Annotated in this window: 14 protein-coding genes and 1 tRNA gene; 11 read left to right on the top strand and 4 right to left on the bottom strand. The window is 56.3% G+C overall.

Translation table 11 applies throughout. The features are described from left to right. Window positions 1-337: 337 nt before the first annotated feature. Window positions 338-832, bottom strand: coding sequence for a DUF6882 domain-containing protein (locus tag B3R00_RS12545; RefSeq protein WP_286999303.1), 495 nt, complete (start codon window positions 830-832; stop codon window positions 338-340). 137 nt (window positions 833-969) lie between these two features. On the opposite strand from B3R00_RS12545, the gene B3R00_RS12540 reads away from it, so the two are divergent. Then, complete coding sequence (locus B3R00_RS12540; protein ID WP_286999302.1) at window positions 970-1,551, top strand: peroxidase-related enzyme; 582 nt, start codon at window positions 970-972, stop codon at window positions 1,549-1,551. 107 nt (window positions 1,552-1,658) lie between these two features. Here B3R00_RS12540 and B3R00_RS12535 read toward each other — a convergent pair whose 3' ends face one another. Next, on the bottom strand, window positions 1,659-2,078 hold the full coding sequence (locus tag B3R00_RS12535; RefSeq protein ID WP_286999301.1) for an acyl-CoA thioesterase: 420 nt from the start codon (window positions 2,076-2,078) through the stop codon (window positions 1,659-1,661). Between the two features lie 254 nt (window positions 2,079-2,332). On the opposite strand from B3R00_RS12535, the gene B3R00_RS12530 reads away from it, so the two are divergent. The 5 genes from B3R00_RS12530 to B3R00_RS12510 all read left to right on the top strand — a co-directional run bounded on the left by B3R00_RS12530 (window position 2,333) and on the right by B3R00_RS12510 (window position 7,427). Then, window positions 2,333-4,033: an electron transfer flavoprotein-ubiquinone oxidoreductase gene (locus tag B3R00_RS12530; protein WP_286999300.1), complete on the top strand. Its 1,701-nt coding sequence runs from the start codon at window positions 2,333-2,335 to the stop codon at window positions 4,031-4,033. Between the two features lie 281 nt (window positions 4,034-4,314). Further along, window positions 4,315-5,280: an ABC transporter substrate-binding protein gene (locus tag B3R00_RS12525; protein ID WP_286999299.1), complete on the top strand. Its 966-nt coding sequence runs from the start codon at window positions 4,315-4,317 to the stop codon at window positions 5,278-5,280. An 84-nt stretch (window positions 5,281-5,364) separates the two neighbouring features. Beyond that, window positions 5,365-6,249 (top strand): ABC transporter permease, encoded by an 885-nt coding sequence (locus B3R00_RS12520; RefSeq protein ID WP_286999298.1) that lies wholly within the window; start codon window positions 5,365-5,367, stop codon window positions 6,247-6,249. 31 nt (window positions 6,250-6,280) lie between these two features. Further along, window positions 6,281-7,075, top strand: a complete 795-nt coding sequence (locus B3R00_RS12515) for an ABC transporter ATP-binding protein (RefSeq protein ID WP_286999297.1) — start codon at window positions 6,281-6,283, stop codon at window positions 7,073-7,075. 261 nt (window positions 7,076-7,336) lie between these two features. Further along, window positions 7,337-7,427, top strand: a tRNA-Ser gene (locus tag B3R00_RS12510). 229 nt (window positions 7,428-7,656) lie between these two features. Here B3R00_RS12510 and B3R00_RS16365 read toward each other — a convergent pair. Beyond that, on the bottom strand, window positions 7,657-11,553 hold the full coding sequence (locus B3R00_RS16365) for an autotransporter domain-containing protein (protein WP_414647019.1): 3,897 nt from the start codon (window positions 11,551-11,553) through the stop codon (window positions 7,657-7,659). A gap of 633 nt (window positions 11,554-12,186) precedes the next feature. On the opposite strand from B3R00_RS16365, the gene B3R00_RS12500 reads away from it, so the two are divergent. The 3 genes from B3R00_RS12500 (at window position 12,187) to B3R00_RS12495 (ending at window position 13,286) form a co-directional block, all read left to right on the top strand. Beyond that, window positions 12,187-12,888 carry a Rha family transcriptional regulator gene (locus tag B3R00_RS12500; RefSeq protein ID WP_286999296.1) on the top strand — a complete coding sequence of 234 codons (702 nt, stop codon included), beginning with the start codon at window positions 12,187-12,189 and terminating at the stop codon, window positions 12,886-12,888. 154 nt (window positions 12,889-13,042) lie between these two features. Next, window positions 13,043-13,177: a zinc ribbon-containing protein gene (locus B3R00_RS16360; protein ID WP_376747704.1), complete on the top strand. Its 135-nt coding sequence runs from the start codon at window positions 13,043-13,045 to the stop codon at window positions 13,175-13,177. Then, window positions 13,116-13,286 carry a hypothetical protein gene (locus B3R00_RS12495; protein ID WP_286999295.1) on the top strand — a complete coding sequence of 57 codons (171 nt, stop codon included), beginning with the start codon at window positions 13,116-13,118 and terminating at the stop codon, window positions 13,284-13,286. Before B3R00_RS16360 ends, B3R00_RS12495 begins: the two co-directional genes overlap by 62 nt. Before the next feature lie 232 nt (window positions 13,287-13,518). Here the strand turns inward: B3R00_RS12495 and B3R00_RS12490 are convergent, their stop codons facing one another. Beyond that, entirely contained in the window at window positions 13,519-13,962 is a 444-nt protein-coding gene (locus B3R00_RS12490; protein ID WP_286999294.1) for a universal stress protein, read from the bottom strand. A 268-nt stretch (window positions 13,963-14,230) separates the two neighbouring features. Between B3R00_RS12490 and B3R00_RS12485 the strand changes: the two genes are divergently transcribed. Beyond that, window positions 14,231-15,703 (top strand): RNB domain-containing ribonuclease, encoded by a 1,473-nt coding sequence (locus B3R00_RS12485; RefSeq protein ID WP_286999293.1) that lies wholly within the window; start codon window positions 14,231-14,233, stop codon window positions 15,701-15,703. Window positions 15,704-15,906: 203 nt separating this feature from the next. Beyond that, on the top strand, window positions 15,907-16,278 hold the full coding sequence (locus B3R00_RS12480; protein ID WP_286999292.1) for a hypothetical protein: 372 nt from the start codon (window positions 15,907-15,909) through the stop codon (window positions 16,276-16,278). Window positions 16,279-16,451: the final 173 nt, after the last annotated feature.

Genomic DNA, 16,451 nt, shown 5'->3' with positions numbered 1-16,451 from the left:
CAAGGCCGACCCCGCCTACGGTGCAGGCGTGAAAGCGGCGCTGGAAGCCCTCAAGGCTGGCAAGCTGTAAGCAGCGACCGCTGCACGGCACCGTGTTGGGACATGCGGCTCACCGCAATCCCAACTCTATGTCCATAGCGGCGGCGCATGCCCGGCCCTCTTTGCCCCGTGCGAAGAGGGCTTTTTTGCAGCCACACCGCCGCAGCGGGGCCCGCCATCAACCCACCGTCTCCAGCGCACTGCACATTGATGGAAGGGCGGCTGCATAAGGCTGGGAATGGCTGCGGCACCGTTGCTTAACGCTGCCCCTGCACCGACTGCTTTGCTTAGTTATTAATTAGTTAGGCAGTTGATCCGCCTCAGGCACCGCCACTTGCAAATGCAAGATGGTGAAATACAGCGCTACATCGCCTTGCTGATCGACATAGGTGCCCACGGCCCGCTGCAAGCGGGCGGCAACGCTCAGGCACTCCATGCCCACAGGCTTACCCCCTTGCAAACGGGGCGTCGTCAACAGGGCCAGCTGGTTCTCGCGCCCAAAATCATGCACCACCTCCAGCGCCTGGCCGTGCTGCGCAGGAATGGCCTCATTGGCCCAGCTCCAGACAAAGCTGCCCTCTTGGTCACTGCTGGTGCCGACCAGACACACCGTGGCAATCACCTCATGCAACGGCGCCTCAAAAGCCAGCAGCGCACGCTCCAGATCCCAGCGGCATTTCAAGGGTGCGGTCAGCCCCATTTGCTGCGGCCATTCGGCGTTGCGGGCCACCATGGTTTCGGCGGCTTCGCGGCTCCATGCCGCCCAGTCTGTGGTGTGAAGTGCTTGGCTCATTCCCAATCCGTTGTGCTGTAGGAGCTGCCGATTGTCAGCTACATGACGACCTTGACGCAGCCATATGGCTATGCTGATCCCAAGCCCCCTGCACAGTCCAGCCACGGGCCACAAGTACAACCACCGGAGACACCACCATGCCCAGCGCGCGCTACCCTTTTCCCGACCTGAACACCCTGCCCGACGATCTGCGCAGCCGCATTCTGGAAGTGCAAGAAAAAGCCGGCTTCATCCCCAATGTGTTTTTGGCGTTTGCCCGCCGCCCTGCCGAGTGGCGCGCTTTTTTTGCCTACCACGATGCACTGATGCTCAAAGACGAAGGCAGCCTGACCAAGGGTGAGCGCGAAATGATCGTCACCGCCACCAGCGCCGCCAACCAGTGCCTCTACTGCGTAGTAGCCCACGGCGCCATCTTGCGCATTTATGAGAAAAAACCGCTGGTGGCCGACCAAGTGGCCGTGAACTACCGCAAAGCCGACATCACACCCCGCCAGCGCGCCATGCTGGACTTTGCGATGAAGGTCTGCCTGCACAGCCACGAGGTGGAAGATGCCGACTTCACCGCCTTGCACGCCCACGGCTTTGACGATGAGGACATCTGGGACATTGCCGCCATCACCGCGTTCTTTGGCTTGTCCAACCGCATGGCCAGCTTCAGCGGCATGGCGCCCAACCCGGAGTTTTTTCTGATGGGGCGCATCCCCAAGGCCAAGCCTTGAGCCAGCTGCCTTGGGCGTTCAGCCATTCCAACGAGTGGTTGAACCCATAAAACAATAGCTGCTAGCGCTTGATATAGCTTGTTTTCAGAACTTTTTATATCTGAAACTCAATCTATCAGGGCGCGAAGCGCTTCTGGAAGTGAAGCAGCCTTCTCACGCTGCGTATCAATCCACAGCACGGTGGCCCCGCCCGCCGCGCAGATCACGCCCGGCTCCTCCACGCGCTCCAGCGTGGTCCAGGCATCAAACGTCACGCGTGCCGGGTTGCTCACATACAGCTTCATCAACACGACATCGGGATATTTGAGCTGCCGCTTGAAGTTGCAAAACGCATTCGCGATCACCGGCGCCTGCCCATTCGGCAGATGCAAAAAGCCAATCTCGCTGAGCCACTCAATACGCCCGTGCTCCATGTACTTGAAATACACCGCGTTGTTGACATGGCCCATGGCATCCATGTCGCCCCACTTCACCCCAAACGTGGTCTGGTAGACCAACTTTTTATCCTCTGGAATCTCCAGTCTCATGCCCTTGGCTCCTGCTTTTTCACTAATAGGCACATCTTGTCTAAATCACACCTTAAGGCAGTCCTGTGAAGGACAGATGACGCCCAGCCAGCGTCACCGATGTGACTCCAACCATCATTCAGACCACCAATCGTGCCATCTACCCCTGAAGTTTTTAGGTAGATGCAGTGAGCCCGCATAGAATCAGCCGCAATTTGTGGCAGTCAGCACGAGCGTGCCATTCAGGTTTTTAAATTTCCAAGAGAGACACCCCAATGACAAACGAAGAAATCCTGGCGCAATACGGCCCCCGCGAGGCCATGGAATACGACGTGGTGATCGTTGGTGGCGGCCCCGGCGGCTTGGCCACTGCCATCCGCCTCAAGCAACTGTCGGCAGAAAAAGGCCAAGACGTCTCGGTGGTCGTGCTCGAAAAAGGCTCTGAGCCCGGTGCGCACACCTTGTCGGGCGCCATCATGGACCCCATTGCGCTGACCGAACTCATGCCCGACTGGAAGGAAAAGGGCGCCCCCCTGAACCAGCCAGTGACCGAAGACTCCATGGTCTTCTTCAGCGAAAAAGGCTCGCTGCGCACTCCCAACTTCCTGCTGCCCAAGTGCTTCCACAACGAAGGCAACTACGTGGTGCGCCTGGGTTTCGTCACCAAGTGGCTGGCCGACCAGGCTGAAGCGCTGGGCGTAGAAATTTTCCCCGGCTTCGCTGCTGCGGAAGTGCTCTACAACGAAGATGGCTCCGTCAAAGGCATTGCCACCGGCAACATGGGCGTGGGCAAGGACGGCGAACCCACGGGCGACTTCCAGCTGGGCATGGAATTGCACGGCAAATACACCATCTTTGCGGAAGGTGCGCGCGGCCACCTGGGCAAGCAAATCATTGCAAAGTACCAGCTGGACGACGGCAAAGACCCGCAAGCCTACGGCCTGGGCATCAAGGAGCTGTGGGAAATCGACCCTGCACGCCACAAACCCGGCATGGTGCTGCACACCGGCGGCTGGCCCATGGACAGCAAGACCTACGGCGGCGGCTTCCTCTACCACCTGGAAGACAACCTGGTCACCCTGGGCTTTGTCACCGGCCTGGACTACGCCAACCCGTACCTGTCGCCGTTTGAGGAAATGCAGCGTTGGAAAACCCACCCCAACATCCGCTACTACCTCGAAGGCGACGAAGCCAAGGGCATCAAGCCCGCCAAGCGCATCTCTTACGGTGCGCGGGCCATCACTGCTGGCGGCATCTTGAGCCTGCCCAAGTTCGTCTTCCCCGGCGGCGCGCTGGTGGGCTGCGATGCAGGCTTCCTGAACGCTTCGCGCATCAAGGGCAGCCACGCCGCCATCAAAACCGGCATGCTGGCCGCTGAGGCTGCGTACGAAGCCATCGTGGCAGGCCGCCAGGGCGATGTGTTGAACGCCTACGAGACTGCCTTCGAAAACAGCTGGCTGTACGACGAGCTGTGGAAGGCACGCAACTTCAAGACCTGGTTCAAGAAGGGCCTGAGCACCGCCACCGTCATGAACGGCCTGGAGCAATTTGTGCTCAAGGGCTGCATTCCATGGACGCTGCACCGTGACAAGCCTGATCACGCATACCTCAAGCCTGCGGCAGAGTGCCAGCCTATCGAATACCCCAAGCCCGATGGCAAGCTGACGTTTGACCGCCTCTCCAGCGTCTTTATCAGCGGCACCAACCACGGTGAAGACCAGCCTGCGCACTTGACGCTCAAGGACGCCTCGGTGCCCGTGAAGGTCAATTTGGCCCAATACGCTGGCCCTGAAAGCCGCTACTGCCCTGCCGGGGTGTACGAATTTGTGGACGATACCGAGCAAGGTGGCAAGCGCCTGCAAATCAACGCGCAAAACTGCGTGCATTGCAAGACCTGCGACATCAAGGACCCCACGCAGAACATCGTCTGGGTCACACCCGAAGGCGGCGGCGGCCCGACCTACTCCGGCATGTAAGCCCTCGCTGCATGCATCTTGCAAAAAAGGCTCGCAATGCGAGCCTTTTTTTATTACCGCCTGCACAAAAAACAAACAAGGCGCACCAAAGCCAACATCAACGCAATAAATCTGCGTGCTGTAGGAAATCTGACACATATCCCTGTGCAGGGCAAAAGCAGCACGCAGCCGCTGCTATAGACTTGATCCACGCAAAGAACGGGCGCAAAAGTGGCACATCTGGCCCGTTCTTTGCATAGATCACAGCCATATTGGCTTCAAACAACGGTGGAGAAAAAGCAATGAATTTCAAGTCTTGGGCACCTTTGGGTGCAGTCGCTTTGGCTATCGCTTCCATGGCCAGCGTACACGCTGCGGACAAGTCCGTGGCAGTGACAGCCATCGTCGAGCACCCCGCCCTGGACGCCGTGCGTGACGGCGTGCAAGCGGCTCTGAAGGCAGAAGGTTTTGAATCAGGCAAGAACTTGAAGTGGCAATACCAAAGTGCCCAAGGCAACACCGGCACTGCGGCCCAGATCGCCCGCAAGTTCGTGGGTGACAAGCCTGACGCCATTGTCGCTATCGCTACCCCCTCGGCCCAGGCCGTGGTGGCCTCCACCAAGACCGTGCCCGTGGTGTTCTCTGCCGTGACCGATCCCGTGGCCGCCAAGTTGGTGGCTTCGTGGGAGCCCTCCAAGACCAACGTGACGGGCGTATCCGATCTGTTGGCACTGGACAAGCAGATGGACCTGGTCAAACAGGTGGTGCCCGGCGCCAAGCGCGTGGGCATGGTCTACAACCCCGGCGAGGCCAACTCCGTGGTCGTCGTCAAAGAACTGCAAAAACTGCTGCCTACACTGGGCATGACGCTGGTCGAAGCCGCAGCGCCTCGTTCGGTGGACGTGGGCAGCGCCGCGCGCAGTCTGATCGGCAAAGTAGACGTCATCTACACATCGACTGACAACAACGTGGTTTCCGCTTACGAAGCGCTGGTCAAGGTCGGCCAGGACGCCAAGATTCCGCTGGTGGCGTCGGACACCGACTCCGTCAAGCGCGGTGCCGTGGCAGCCTACGGCATCAACTACCGCGACTTGGGCGAACAGACTGGCCGCATGGTCGCTCGCATTCTGAAGGGCGAAGCACCTGGCACCATCAAGCCCGAAGTCAGCACCAAGATGGAGCTGTTTGTGAACCCTGGCGCCGCGGAAAAGCAAGGCATCAAACTCTCTGACGCTTTGGTGAAAAGCGCTGCAGAAGTCGTTAAGTAATTAATCCCAGTGCATGCAGGCAGGCGCCCATAAATCGGCCCTGCCTTTTTTCGTTTCCTCCCAGCAACCGACTGTTTCTGCTCCATGTCTTTGTTTTCGCTGCTCGGCGCCATTGAAATTGGCCTGATCTTTGCCCTCGTCGCGCTGGGTGTATATATCTCTTTTCGCTTGCTGCGCTTTCCTGACCTCACGGTCGATGGCAGCTTCCCCTTGGGCGGTGCCGTCTGCGCCGTACTGATTGCTGCAGGCTACAACCCGTGGGTAGCCACCTTGGCAGCCACCGCGGCAGGCGCTGCCGCCGGCATGGCCACGGCCTGGCTCAACGTCAAGCTCAAGATCATGGACTTGCTGGCCTCCATCTTGATGATGATTGCGCTGTATTCGGTCAACCTGCGCATCATGGGCGGCCCCAATGTGCCGCTGATTAACGACCCCACCATCTTCAACCTGCTCCAGCCCGAGCGCATGGAAGACTACGTCTTCCGCCCTCTGCTGTTGCTGGTGATTGTGGTCGCAGCCAAGCTGGCGCTGGACTGGTTCTTTGCCACCCAACGCGGCTTGGCGATTCGCGCCACTGGCTCGAATGCCCGCATGGCTCGCGCCCAAGGCGTAAACACGGGCGGCATGATTTTGCTGGGCATGGCCGTATCCAACGGACTGGTGGGCCTGGCTGGCGCCATGTTTGTACAGACGCAGGGCGGCTCCGACATTTCCATGGGGATTGGCACCATTGTCATTGGCTTGGCGGCGGTCATCGTGGGTGAATCCATCCTGCCCTCACGCAAAATCATTTGGGCCACGCTGGCCGTGGTGATCGGCGCCATCGTCTACCGCTTCTTTATTGCCGCGGCTTTGAACAGCGACTTTATTGGCCTGAAAGCCCAAGATTTGAACTTGGTCACCGCTGTGCTGGTCACGATCGCCCTTGTCATCCCCCAGCTCAAGCGCAAGCTGAGCCGCAAGCCGTGATGCGCCCACCATTGCAGAAAGTTGTGAATCTATGTTGAGCGCACAAAACCTCGAACTTACCTTCAACCCCGGCACCCCGATTGAAACCCGTGCCCTGCGTGGCCTGTCGTTGAACATTCCCGACGGCCAGTTTGTGACCGTCATTGGCTCCAATGGTGCGGGTAAATCCACCTTCTTGAATGCCGTTTCTGGCGATCAAAGCGTGGACAAAGGCAGCATCCAGATTGCCGGCGAGGATATGACACGCAAACCCGTCTGGGACCGTGCCCACCGCGTGGCTCGCGTGTTCCAAGACCCCATGGCAGGCACCTGCGAAGACCTGAGCATTGAAGAAAACATGGCGCTGGCACACTGTCGCGGCACGGCGCGTGGCCTGTCACGTGCTGTGAAAAATGAGCACCGTGCGCTGTACCGCGAACGCTTGGCCACTTTGGGCCTGGGATTGGAAAACCGCCTGACTGATCGCATTGGCCTGCTCTCTGGCGGCCAGCGCCAAGCCGTGAGCTTGCTCATGGCGGCTCTGCAACCTTCTCGCATCTTGCTGCTGGACGAGCACACTGCCGCGCTGGACCCCCGCACCGCAGACTTTGTGCTGCAACTGACCGACCGCATCGTGCGCGAAAGCAAGCTCACAACCATGATGGTGACCCACAGCATGCGCCAAGCACTGGATGTGGGTGAACGCACCGTCATGCTGCACCAAGGCCAAGTGGTACTGGACGTCTGCGGCGCAGAGCGCGCCAAGATGGACGTGACCGACTTGCTGCACATGTTTGAAAAAGTGCGCGGTGAAAAATTGGCAGACGACGCCTTGCTGCTGGGCTAAAACTCGTAAAAAACCATAGCTTCTAACGCTTGCTAGATAAGCGCTAGAAGCTATTTTTATTAAAAACCTAGAACATCTGCCTAGTAACACCCTCACACGCACCGACTGCGCAGCGCAAAAGCAGCGTTTTGCATTTCATGCTCTAAAACTGAGTTACAATCAGCGCTTCTTTACAAGACACCACGGTCTTGCACCAGATACTAAACCCAAGCTTTTGAGCTTGGGTTTTCATTTCAGCAACACAGCTCTGCTGCTTTGCACGGAAGGGTGGATGAGCGGTTTAAGTCGCACGCCTGGAAAGCGTGTGTGGGTTAATAGCCCACCGCGGGTTCGAATCCCGCCCCTTCCGCCAGAAATACTGCAAAATCAATAACTTGCAGAAATCAAAAAGGGCATGCCCTCATAAAAAAGCTCGCTTCTGCGGGCTTTTTTGCTTTCTACCTTAGCTGTATGCTTTGGTATGCTCGCCGCCACCCTCCTCTGCCTTGTCGTCGGCATCAGTGACGGCGACACCCTCGTTTACTAAAAACCCCCTGCCAGCTTGCACCGGCAGGGGGTTTCTGTTTTAAGCATTTGCCGTTTTAGAACGGTACGCGCAGGCCCAGACGCAAGCTGCCTACGTAGGCATTGCTCTGGTCGATGTTGGTGGTGTACTCCACACCCAGCTCTGTGCCGCTGCGCAGCAGCAAACGACCTCCCAGGCCTACGGTCCAGCGGCCGATGTCCATGGCACGGCCACGCAGTGTGTAGGCGGGACCTTGGTCTGCCAAGTCAGCGTAGGCCAAGCCCGCTTCGTTTTGCTCATCAAAGCTGCGGGCATATTCCACGCGCACCTGCGGCATGATGTGGCCCCAGCGCACAGCCATCTTGCCTTCGGCACGCGCTCCCAGCACGGCCTTACTGGAGCGCGCTGTCTGGTCAAAGTACTTCAGCGCATGCGTTGCAGGGCCGTTTTCGGTGTAGGCATCCAGCTTGGCCTGGCTAAATTCCAAGCGTGCATAGGGTGACCACATCCAGTCGGCGCGGTAAAACTCCAAGCCCGTGGCAATCGAGCCAAACAACTGCTTGCCGTCGCGACTGCCCGTGGCCATGTCGCCCGTGGCCGTGATATAGCGCTTCGAGTCAAAACTTAGCACGCCGTAACCCAGCAGCGCATCGACAAACACTCCTTGCATGGGGCGCATGCTGGCATAGGCCACAGCCACCGTGCTGTCAGCATTGCTGCGCGTACCCTTGTTGCCTACGCGGCTGCGGTCCGTGCTGATACCCAAGCCTGTACCCACGGTAATCCAGCCGTTGACGCGGTAGTCCACACCCGCGCTGATACCGTTGGTGGTAAAGCGGTAGCGTTCATCGGCATCACCGGTGCGCTCACGGCCATAGCTGATAGCACCGTTCACCCAGAAGGCCCACGGGCTGCGCGCTTGCTCAGTGGTGGCACCGGGCAAATCTGGCAGGTCATTGGCTGGTGCAGGCTGGGCCTGCGCTACGCGCTGGGGCTTCAGGCCCACCGTGCGCATACCGTTGCGCAGCGGGTTACCGTTGATCACCTGATCTGCAACACCGTTGCCATTGCGGGCCATCTTGCGGGTGTCATCCGTAGCCAACGACAGGCCAAAGTTGGAACGCCCCCAGCCACTACCGTGCAGGCTCTCCAAACGCTGGGTGAAGTTGGTCACCTGTGCCGTAGTAAAACGCTGTGCAGCACTGGCTTGCGCTGTGGCCAAGCCGGCCACTTCGGCATCTTGGGCGGCGTCCACCCGTGCACCCACTGTAATAGTCACAGTCGCAGGCGCAGATTGCACTGCCCCATTGGTCAGGGTGTAGGTCACCACTGCCACGCCTGCAAAGCTTGCTGCAGGCACAAAACGCACGCTATAGGCTCCTGTGCCGCCTGCGATGGTTGCCACACCTGCGCTGGCAGGGGCCAATGACACCACGGTAGCTGCTGTGAATGGGCCACCTGTTGCGCCGGCCACCACATCGACCACCGCTTCAGCACCAGCCGCCACAGATACGGTTTTGTTAGGAGCACTAACAGACAACGCGTTATCGTCATTGACAATCGTTGCCACGCCTTGGGACTTGCCCAAAGTGGCATTGAACGGAGAACTCAGATTGACAAAAAACGTCTCATCTGGCTCCACCGTCGTATCGCCGTTGACCTGAACAGTTACCGTCTGCGTGATTTGCCCTGGGGCAAAAGTCAATGCGCCACTGGTGGCTGTGTAATCTGATGGCGCTGTGGCAGAGCCATTACTCGTCGCGTAATTCACTGTCACGGCAGAAGCAGAAGCAGAAGCAGAAGTCAGAGTCACCGTGAAATTGAACGCTGCTCCTCCACTATTGCCTTCATTTTGCGTAACGTCGCTGATGGATAGCGAGGGTATCGCAGGAGCTACCACGTAAGTAAATTGGTCAGCTGCACTGGTAGCGCTGGTGCCTCCTGCAGTTGTGACACGAATGTCTACCGTGCCAGTACCTGCTGGCGCTGTAGCAGTGATTTGCGTAGCGCTATTGACCGTAAAGCCAGTGGCTGAAGAGGCTCCAAAAGTAACCGCTGTTGCGCCACCAAACCCTGTGCCAGTAATAGTGACTGTAGTTCCACCACTAGATAGGCCAAAGTTGGGTGCAATACCAGAAACCACGGGTGCAGCACCTGCAGCCACCGTGACGAAATAGGCGCGCGAATTCGAGAAAGGCGCGCCCACGCCGGTGCTTTTGTCAGTGGCGGTGACCGTAAAGTTGTATGACCCAGCCACCGTCGGCGTTCCCGACAGGATGCCGTTGGCGGCCAAGCTCAGACCAGTGGGCACGCTGCCACTGGTAATCGCATAAGTATATGGTGCCGTACCATCCGAAGCCGTAAAGCTTTGACTGTATGCCCACCCTACTGTTGCACTGGGCAAACTGCCACTGGCAGGGCTTAGCACAAGCGTTGGCGCAGCCACCGTGACGGAATAGGCGCGCGAACCCGCGAAAGGCGCGCCCGCGCCGCTACTGCTGTCTGTGGCCGTGATGGTGAAGTTATATGCACCACCAGCCGTAGGGGTGCCGGACACCGTTCCTGAGGAGCTCAAACTCAAACCGGCAGGCAAAGACCCCGCTGAAATGGCATAGGTATAAGGCGCTGCACCACCCGCAGCCGCTATGCTCTGGCTGTATGCCACCCCTACCGTTGGATTAGCTATGGTTGTTGGCGCCAACGTGATGGTAGGTGGTACAGATGAAACCGGCGTCACACTGTTTGATGCCGCAGATGCAGCGCCTGTACCTGCCGAATTCGTCGCTGTGACCGTAAAGGTATAAGCCGTGCCATTGGTCAAGCCAGCCACTGCAATTGGGCTACTGCTACCCGAACCAGTAAAGCCCCCTGGGCTGGAAGTTACGGTGTAACCAGTAATGCTGGCACCGCCATTGAAAGCAGGTGCTGTGAATGAAACCAAAGCTTGCCTATCACCTGCCGTGGCCGTACCAATCGTAGGCGCACCAGGTGTTACAGGATTCACATAGAAGGATTGCGATACCTGTGCTGCCGGTAAATAGGTAGCGTTGCCCGCTTGGTCAGCATTGATCGTGCAAGTACCGGCAGACACAAACGTCAGTGTCCCGCTCGACGTGATCGTGCAAACTCCGGTTGTCGAAGACGTAAAGGAGACCGTCAAATTGGACGTGCTGCTGGCAGTCAGCGTGGGACTCGTACTAAAGTTTTGTGCACCGGGGGGGGCAAAAGTGATGGTTTGCGGCGTCTTAACAGGTGTTTCGACAGTAATACTCACCATAGCTGGTACTGACGTACCGCTGCTATTGGTGGCTGTATAGGTAAAGCTGTCAGCCCCAGCATAACCGGGGTTTGGACTGTAGGTGATGCTGGCGCCACTAGCGACTGCCGTGCCATGCGCAGGGGCACTTGCCACCGCCACAGAGGTCGCTGCGCCACCACCTAGCTGCAAAGTGATCGGGTTGCCAACGCTGCCGTAAGGCACCGTAGCACTCACTGGGCTGGCCGTTGGTACAGCCAAAGCAGGCTGAGTGATCGTAAAGATGCGGCTATATGTACAGGCATTCGCATCCGTCACCGTAACGGTGTAATTGCCAGCAGACAACCCATTAGCTGTTGCATCCGTACCGCCGGATGGAGCCCATGAATAGGTGTATCCAGGCGTACCGCCAGTTACCACCACCCCTGCAGAACCGTCTGATCCACCATAACTTGAAACCTCGATCTGACTCGAAGTTGTTGACAGCACACTCGGCTGGCTGACGGTAACGGTTGCAGTGGTTACCGCACCATCCGCGTCAGTCACCTTAGCGCTATAAGAGCCTTCAGCAAGGCCTGTGGCAGTAGCGTTTGAGCCCCCACTTGGGGCCCAACTATATGTATATGGCGGTATGCCACCTGATGCAGTTACCGTTGCAGTACCATTAGTGCCACCGTTGCAAGAGACGTCTGTCTTGGTAGCTGTAGCCCCCAGCATAACAACCGCATGTGCCATCGGTGGCACCCACAATACATTTAGCAGCAGCATGAACACCGCTGCCGCGAACACATACATTCTTTTGAAATACGTCATAGAGGACTGGAAAAGCTTGCTTTGCAAACACCATTCCATCGCTCAAAACGCAATCAACAGAAGGTGTCAAGGGTTGCGTATCCTATCGGGTAACAATATTTATCAGTATCAAAAATTTCATAGTTATTGACCATTAAGCAACAGCACTCATACTCAAACAGCTATAAGTTTCATACTAAAAAACGAATAACTATTAAGAAGCGGTAGCCCCACATCGACTGCGACGCGATAAACGGTCAGCACCTCTTGACAAAACCCTGCGCTATACTGGCACGGTCTCGAAAGAGATGGAGCGTAAGAACTCCTTTGGAACAGCGGAAGAACCGCACCCGATAGCTTGGCGGTTTTTTTGCGCCCAGACATAGCACGCCTGCACTTGCTGCATGCGTTTGATTTATGGCCGGGAGGGCGACGGATACAACACCCGCAAGGGGAAGAAGTCCGCCTGGCTGTTCCCAGGTTCTTAACCTCCCGGCCGCCTGTTGCTGTGCGTAAGAACGCAGTAATAGGCATTACATCTCGAACAGGAGTTGCGTCATGTCTCAGCCCACACTGGCTATCTCGCCCGCCATCACCATCGTTGAAGGCAAACCCACCACCCTCAGCACCGATCTGGCACGCCACTTTGGCAAGCAGCATTACAACGTGCTGCGCGACATCGACAACCTGCGCGCACAACTGGACGCAGACCATGCCCTCAATTTTGAGGAGATGGTCATAGAGGTGGAAATTGGCAGTGGAGCAACACGAAAAGACCGTGCCTACCGCATCACCCGCGACGGCTTCACGCTGCTGGCCATGGGCTTCACCGGCAAGAAGGCCCTGGCGTTCAAGCTGGCCTACATCGACGCCTTCAACCGCATGGAGGCAGAGCTGCAAAAGCCCGCCTACAACCCCGACCAGATCGCCCTCGCCCACCGAGCCGCTCTGGTGGCCACGGCAGAGGTCTACCAATCCGTGTTTGATGCAGTGATGCACGCCGAAGACTGGCAGCTCAACCGGTACATGCTGCGCTTTGATGTGACTGCCGAAGAAGGCACCGTCGCGCGCGTTAAGCCCGTGGACCGCAACGCCTACGTGATGCCGATTGACCGCTTCCACTGCGCGATCGAAGACAGCTTGGCGGTGGATGTGCAGACGCTGACCCAACTGGCTTCCACCTGCACCGCCCGCCTGGGCCGCATGGCTGCGCGCAACGTGGTGGCCGCGCTGCAGCAGGGTAGCTTGCAGCTGCGATAGTCTGCAGGCGCCCATAAGCAGCGATGACTAAAGGCTTTGGGCCAAGCGACAGTCGGTTATGAATTGCAGTCTGAATATAGGTAGTCTTAGGAGGCTTAGGTAACCAGCCCATCTAAGCAACCTGTTAAGGGCTGTAATTTATTTGAGGGAAAGAATGTCATCTACCGGACAAAAGCCAGGAGTAGGAAGATATGTTTGCATCAAATGTGGTCAATCAATATTCCTGAATGATCATTCAGATACTCTTCCTCCTTGCCCCAAGTGCCATGGCACTGAATTTCGTCCCTAAAAAAGTCTCTATCTACAAGATTGAATTGATACAAATGAATTCAAGGGCTTACGAGAACGACCACCAATCAGGCGCCACCACTGGCTTTGATCCGCTGCGCAACGCGTAAATGATTGTTTAGCTGTTGCTAAGACAAAAAAGCCCCACTAGCCAAAGCCAGTGGGGTTTTTATTTGTTCGCTGAGTAGGCTTGGTCGCATGCTAGCAGCCCCCTCCTCTGCCTAGTCGTCGGTATGAGTGATGACTGCCAAAGGCACGTGCCGCAAGAACATATATGCGATACACAGCTTAGCGCCATGCACGAATAAATCTCGTAAGGATTGCGCAGATATCTTCATCTTTTCAGCGAATCACCAAAACGGGGGTCTCTGAGTGAGTCAAAACCTGCAGCGTTTCACTACCGATAAGCACACGCTTGATACCGCCGCGGCCATGCGATGCCATCACGATCAACTCTGCCTTGGTTTTTTGAGCGACTTTCAGCAAAGCCTCTGAAATATTGGTCGACTTCACAACGACTGCGCTAACGCTGATGTGCTGATCTACTGTTTCATCAAGCAAGCTTTGCAAAGCCGCTTGAGCTTTCGTGACCAACTCTTTCTCCCTTTGGTTGACCTCTTTGACGCTAAGCACTGGTTTCCCATCAAAAAAAGTATTGGGGTACTTAGGTACGACATGAACTAATGTCAGAGTTGCATCTAGCTCTACCGCCAGGAGCGAGGCCTCCTTGACCGCTTTCCTTGATAGTTTTGTCCCATCAGTTGCAACCAAAATTCTTTTGTACATCTGGCTCTCCTTGAGCAGCACGGTCAGTGCGAACCATGATGCGGTTGACAACGCAAATAGATCCCAAAGAAAAGGTGCACTGCAAGGGGAGCACAGTTTTCAAACCTAGCAGCACGCTCACCCATCCAAGTTCATTAAACGCCTTTCAGCATCGGCACACAATGCATGCCACTTACTGCCGCTGATTTTGGCTGCGCCAGAAATAGTGCCCCGCTGCAGCAGCTTCGGGCGCAGAATGGGCTGAATCACCACGGAAGGTTCTTGGCCCATGCGAAACGTTCTATCGAATCACCGCGCCAACCTATCGACCATCGCAGCATGGGCAATGTATAGCCGCGGGCTGGAACCTGAATTTCCGAACAGTGTTATCAAGCAGCTCTCGCACATGTCCAGCCCTGCTCGCGAAACCAGTGACAGCGTCCGCGACATGACAGGCCTGCCTTGGTGCTCCATCGATAACGATGACTCCCGAGACCTCGATCAGATTACAGCCATAGAGCCCGCAAAAGCAGGCGCAGTGCGCCTGTACGTTGCAGTCTCAGACGTGGACAGCCTGGTCAAAAAAGGGACGCCGATTGATGAGCACGCCAGGACCAATACGACCTCGGTCTACACCTCAGCCAGAATTTTCCCCATGCTGCCCGAGCAGCTGTGCACCAACCTCACATCGCTCAACCAAGGCGAAGACAGGCTGGCATTCATCAATGAAATGACTTTCAGCGATGACGGCATCTTGATTGATTCAGCCATATACAGAGCCACAGTCCGCAACAAGGCGCAGCTCGCCTACGATGCGATATCGGCCTGGATGGAGGGCGCGGCAGATTTGCCGGAGCCAGCGAAAAAAGTGCCTGGCATGAGCACCCAGTTGCGCATGCAAGACGAGTTGGCACAAAAGCTGCGCGTGCTGCGCCGTGCGCAAGGTTCGCTGGAGTTTGAAACCTTTCAACCTCATGCTGTGTTCGAGGGTGACCGTATCGTCGACATTCGCCAGCAGCCCCACAATCGCGCTCGTCAGCTGATCGAAGAGTTCATGATTGCCACCAACGGCTGCACTGCGCGCTTTCTCGCAAACCAGGGCAGTGCCTCCTTGCGCAGAGTCGTTAGGTCACCAGAGCGCTGGCTCAGGATTGTTGAGGTAGCTCACAGCTACGGCGCAAGCCTGCCATACGAGCCTGATGGAGAGGCCTTGCAGGCATTCCTTGCTCAGCAGCATCAGCAAGATCCATTGCGGTTTCCTGACCTGTCGCTGGTGATGATCAAACTCATGGGATCAGGCGAGTACGTAGTGGAACACCCTCGGGGCCCATCAATCGGCCACTTCGGGCTGGCCGTGCACGACTACATGCACTCAACCGCGCCCAATCGCCGTTACCCAGACCTCATCACATTGCGACTACTCAAGGCAGCGCTTGCAAAGCTGCCCCCGCCCTACTCAGAGGAAGAACTTGAAGCGCTCGCCACCCACTGCACAGCCCAAGAAGACGCCGCGCAAAAAGTAGAACGGCAAATGCGTAAATCTGAAGCAGCATTGTTACTGCACGACCGTGTAGGAGAGACCTTTGATGGCCTGATTACAGGTATTGGTGATCACGGCACATGGGTTCGCATTTTTTCTCCACCTGCAGAGGGGCGGCTTAAAGGCAAGACCCCTTCATTCAACATCGGCCAAAAAGTGAAAGTCAAACTCATAGCCACCTCCGTAGAACGTGGATTTATTGACTTCACGATTTTTAATTGACGTCTTCAACCTGAGGCAGTGAAAAACAAGCCTGCTACTACAGACAGTTTATGGAATAATTTTATAGCTAACACCGCTTAGTAAGCTGTGCAATTCAAGCGTTGATTCATCAAAAATACATAAGCACAAAAATAATTCAATTCAATATCCTGTCGCCGCATTCATCACGAAAATTACTCCGCAATCTTGCTGAGAGGATTTATATGACAGAAACGCAGATTCGCAGAATTTATGATTTTCTGGCTGCAATGGAGCTGGCGCCTGCGTGTCATTCACGAGAAGAAGCGTTCGCACTTGTGCAAAAAATATGGCTGAACGTAAACACAAAATTTGCGACTGCCGATCAAGCCATGAGAAATTTCAGCAAACTCAGTTTGAAAAATCCTGATGAGTGGCAAGACCTAGATAAAGATCCTTGTTATTTGAATAACATAGATCACTCTGAATTGCGCCTTTATCTACATCTTGATGGCACGATTGTTATTCAAGAAATGCGTGGTGACTTCCATGCAATTCTTTTAAACAAACAAGGTGCCTATATCCCGATGATTGTGAAACTTCCAGAACTGCAATAGCAGCAAGATGATCAAAAGCGAAGTTGGTGAACTACGTATTGAGACAAAAAGCCGACCACAAGGAGTCGGTTTTTTATGGGCTGTCTGACTTACAACTGCACCTTCCCCCTGGCTGCACGCAACATGGTGGCTCTGGCGCGGCAGAGGAGCCTGGGTAATCCCCCCTTAAACCA

It is taken from the genome of Comamonas sp. UBA7840, from assembly GCF_002501455.1.
Taxonomy (GTDB): domain Bacteria; phylum Pseudomonadota; class Gammaproteobacteria; order Burkholderiales; family Burkholderiaceae_C; genus Comamonas; species Comamonas jiangduensis.
The sequence above is the reverse complement of the archived record's forward strand: the minus strand, read 5'-3'. Positions and strand labels throughout refer to the sequence as shown.

Excerpts from the sequence above, each read along its gene's own strand:
- B3R00_RS12545 (WP_286999303.1), bottom strand. The coding sequence starts at position 832 with ATGAGCCAAGCACTTCACACCACAGACTGGGCGGCATGGAGCCGCGAA.
- B3R00_RS12540 (WP_286999302.1), top strand. The coding sequence starts at position 970 with ATGCCCAGCGCGCGCTACCCTTTTCCCGACCTGAACACCCTGCCCGAC.
- B3R00_RS12535 (WP_286999301.1), bottom strand. The coding sequence starts at position 2,078 with ATGAGACTGGAGATTCCAGAGGATAAAAAGTTGGTCTACCAGACCACG.
- B3R00_RS12530 (WP_286999300.1), top strand. The coding sequence starts at position 2,333 with ATGACAAACGAAGAAATCCTGGCGCAATACGGCCCCCGCGAGGCCATG.
- B3R00_RS12525 (WP_286999299.1), top strand. The coding sequence starts at position 4,315 with ATGAATTTCAAGTCTTGGGCACCTTTGGGTGCAGTCGCTTTGGCTATC.
- B3R00_RS12520 (WP_286999298.1), top strand. The coding sequence starts at position 5,365 with ATGTCTTTGTTTTCGCTGCTCGGCGCCATTGAAATTGGCCTGATCTTT.
- B3R00_RS12515 (WP_286999297.1), top strand. The coding sequence starts at position 6,281 with ATGTTGAGCGCACAAAACCTCGAACTTACCTTCAACCCCGGCACCCCG.
- B3R00_RS16365 (WP_414647019.1), bottom strand. The coding sequence starts at position 11,553 with ATGCTGGGGGCTACAGCTACCAAGACAGACGTCTCTTGCAACGGTGGC.
- B3R00_RS12500 (WP_286999296.1), top strand. The coding sequence starts at position 12,187 with ATGTCTCAGCCCACACTGGCTATCTCGCCCGCCATCACCATCGTTGAA.
- B3R00_RS16360 (WP_376747704.1), top strand. The coding sequence starts at position 13,043 with ATGTCATCTACCGGACAAAAGCCAGGAGTAGGAAGATATGTTTGCATC.
- B3R00_RS12495 (WP_286999295.1), top strand. The coding sequence starts at position 13,116 with ATGATCATTCAGATACTCTTCCTCCTTGCCCCAAGTGCCATGGCACTG.
- B3R00_RS12490 (WP_286999294.1), bottom strand. The coding sequence starts at position 13,962 with ATGTACAAAAGAATTTTGGTTGCAACTGATGGGACAAAACTATCAAGG.
- B3R00_RS12485 (WP_286999293.1), top strand. The coding sequence starts at position 14,231 with ATGCGAAACGTTCTATCGAATCACCGCGCCAACCTATCGACCATCGCA.
- B3R00_RS12480 (WP_286999292.1), top strand. The coding sequence starts at position 15,907 with ATGACAGAAACGCAGATTCGCAGAATTTATGATTTTCTGGCTGCAATG.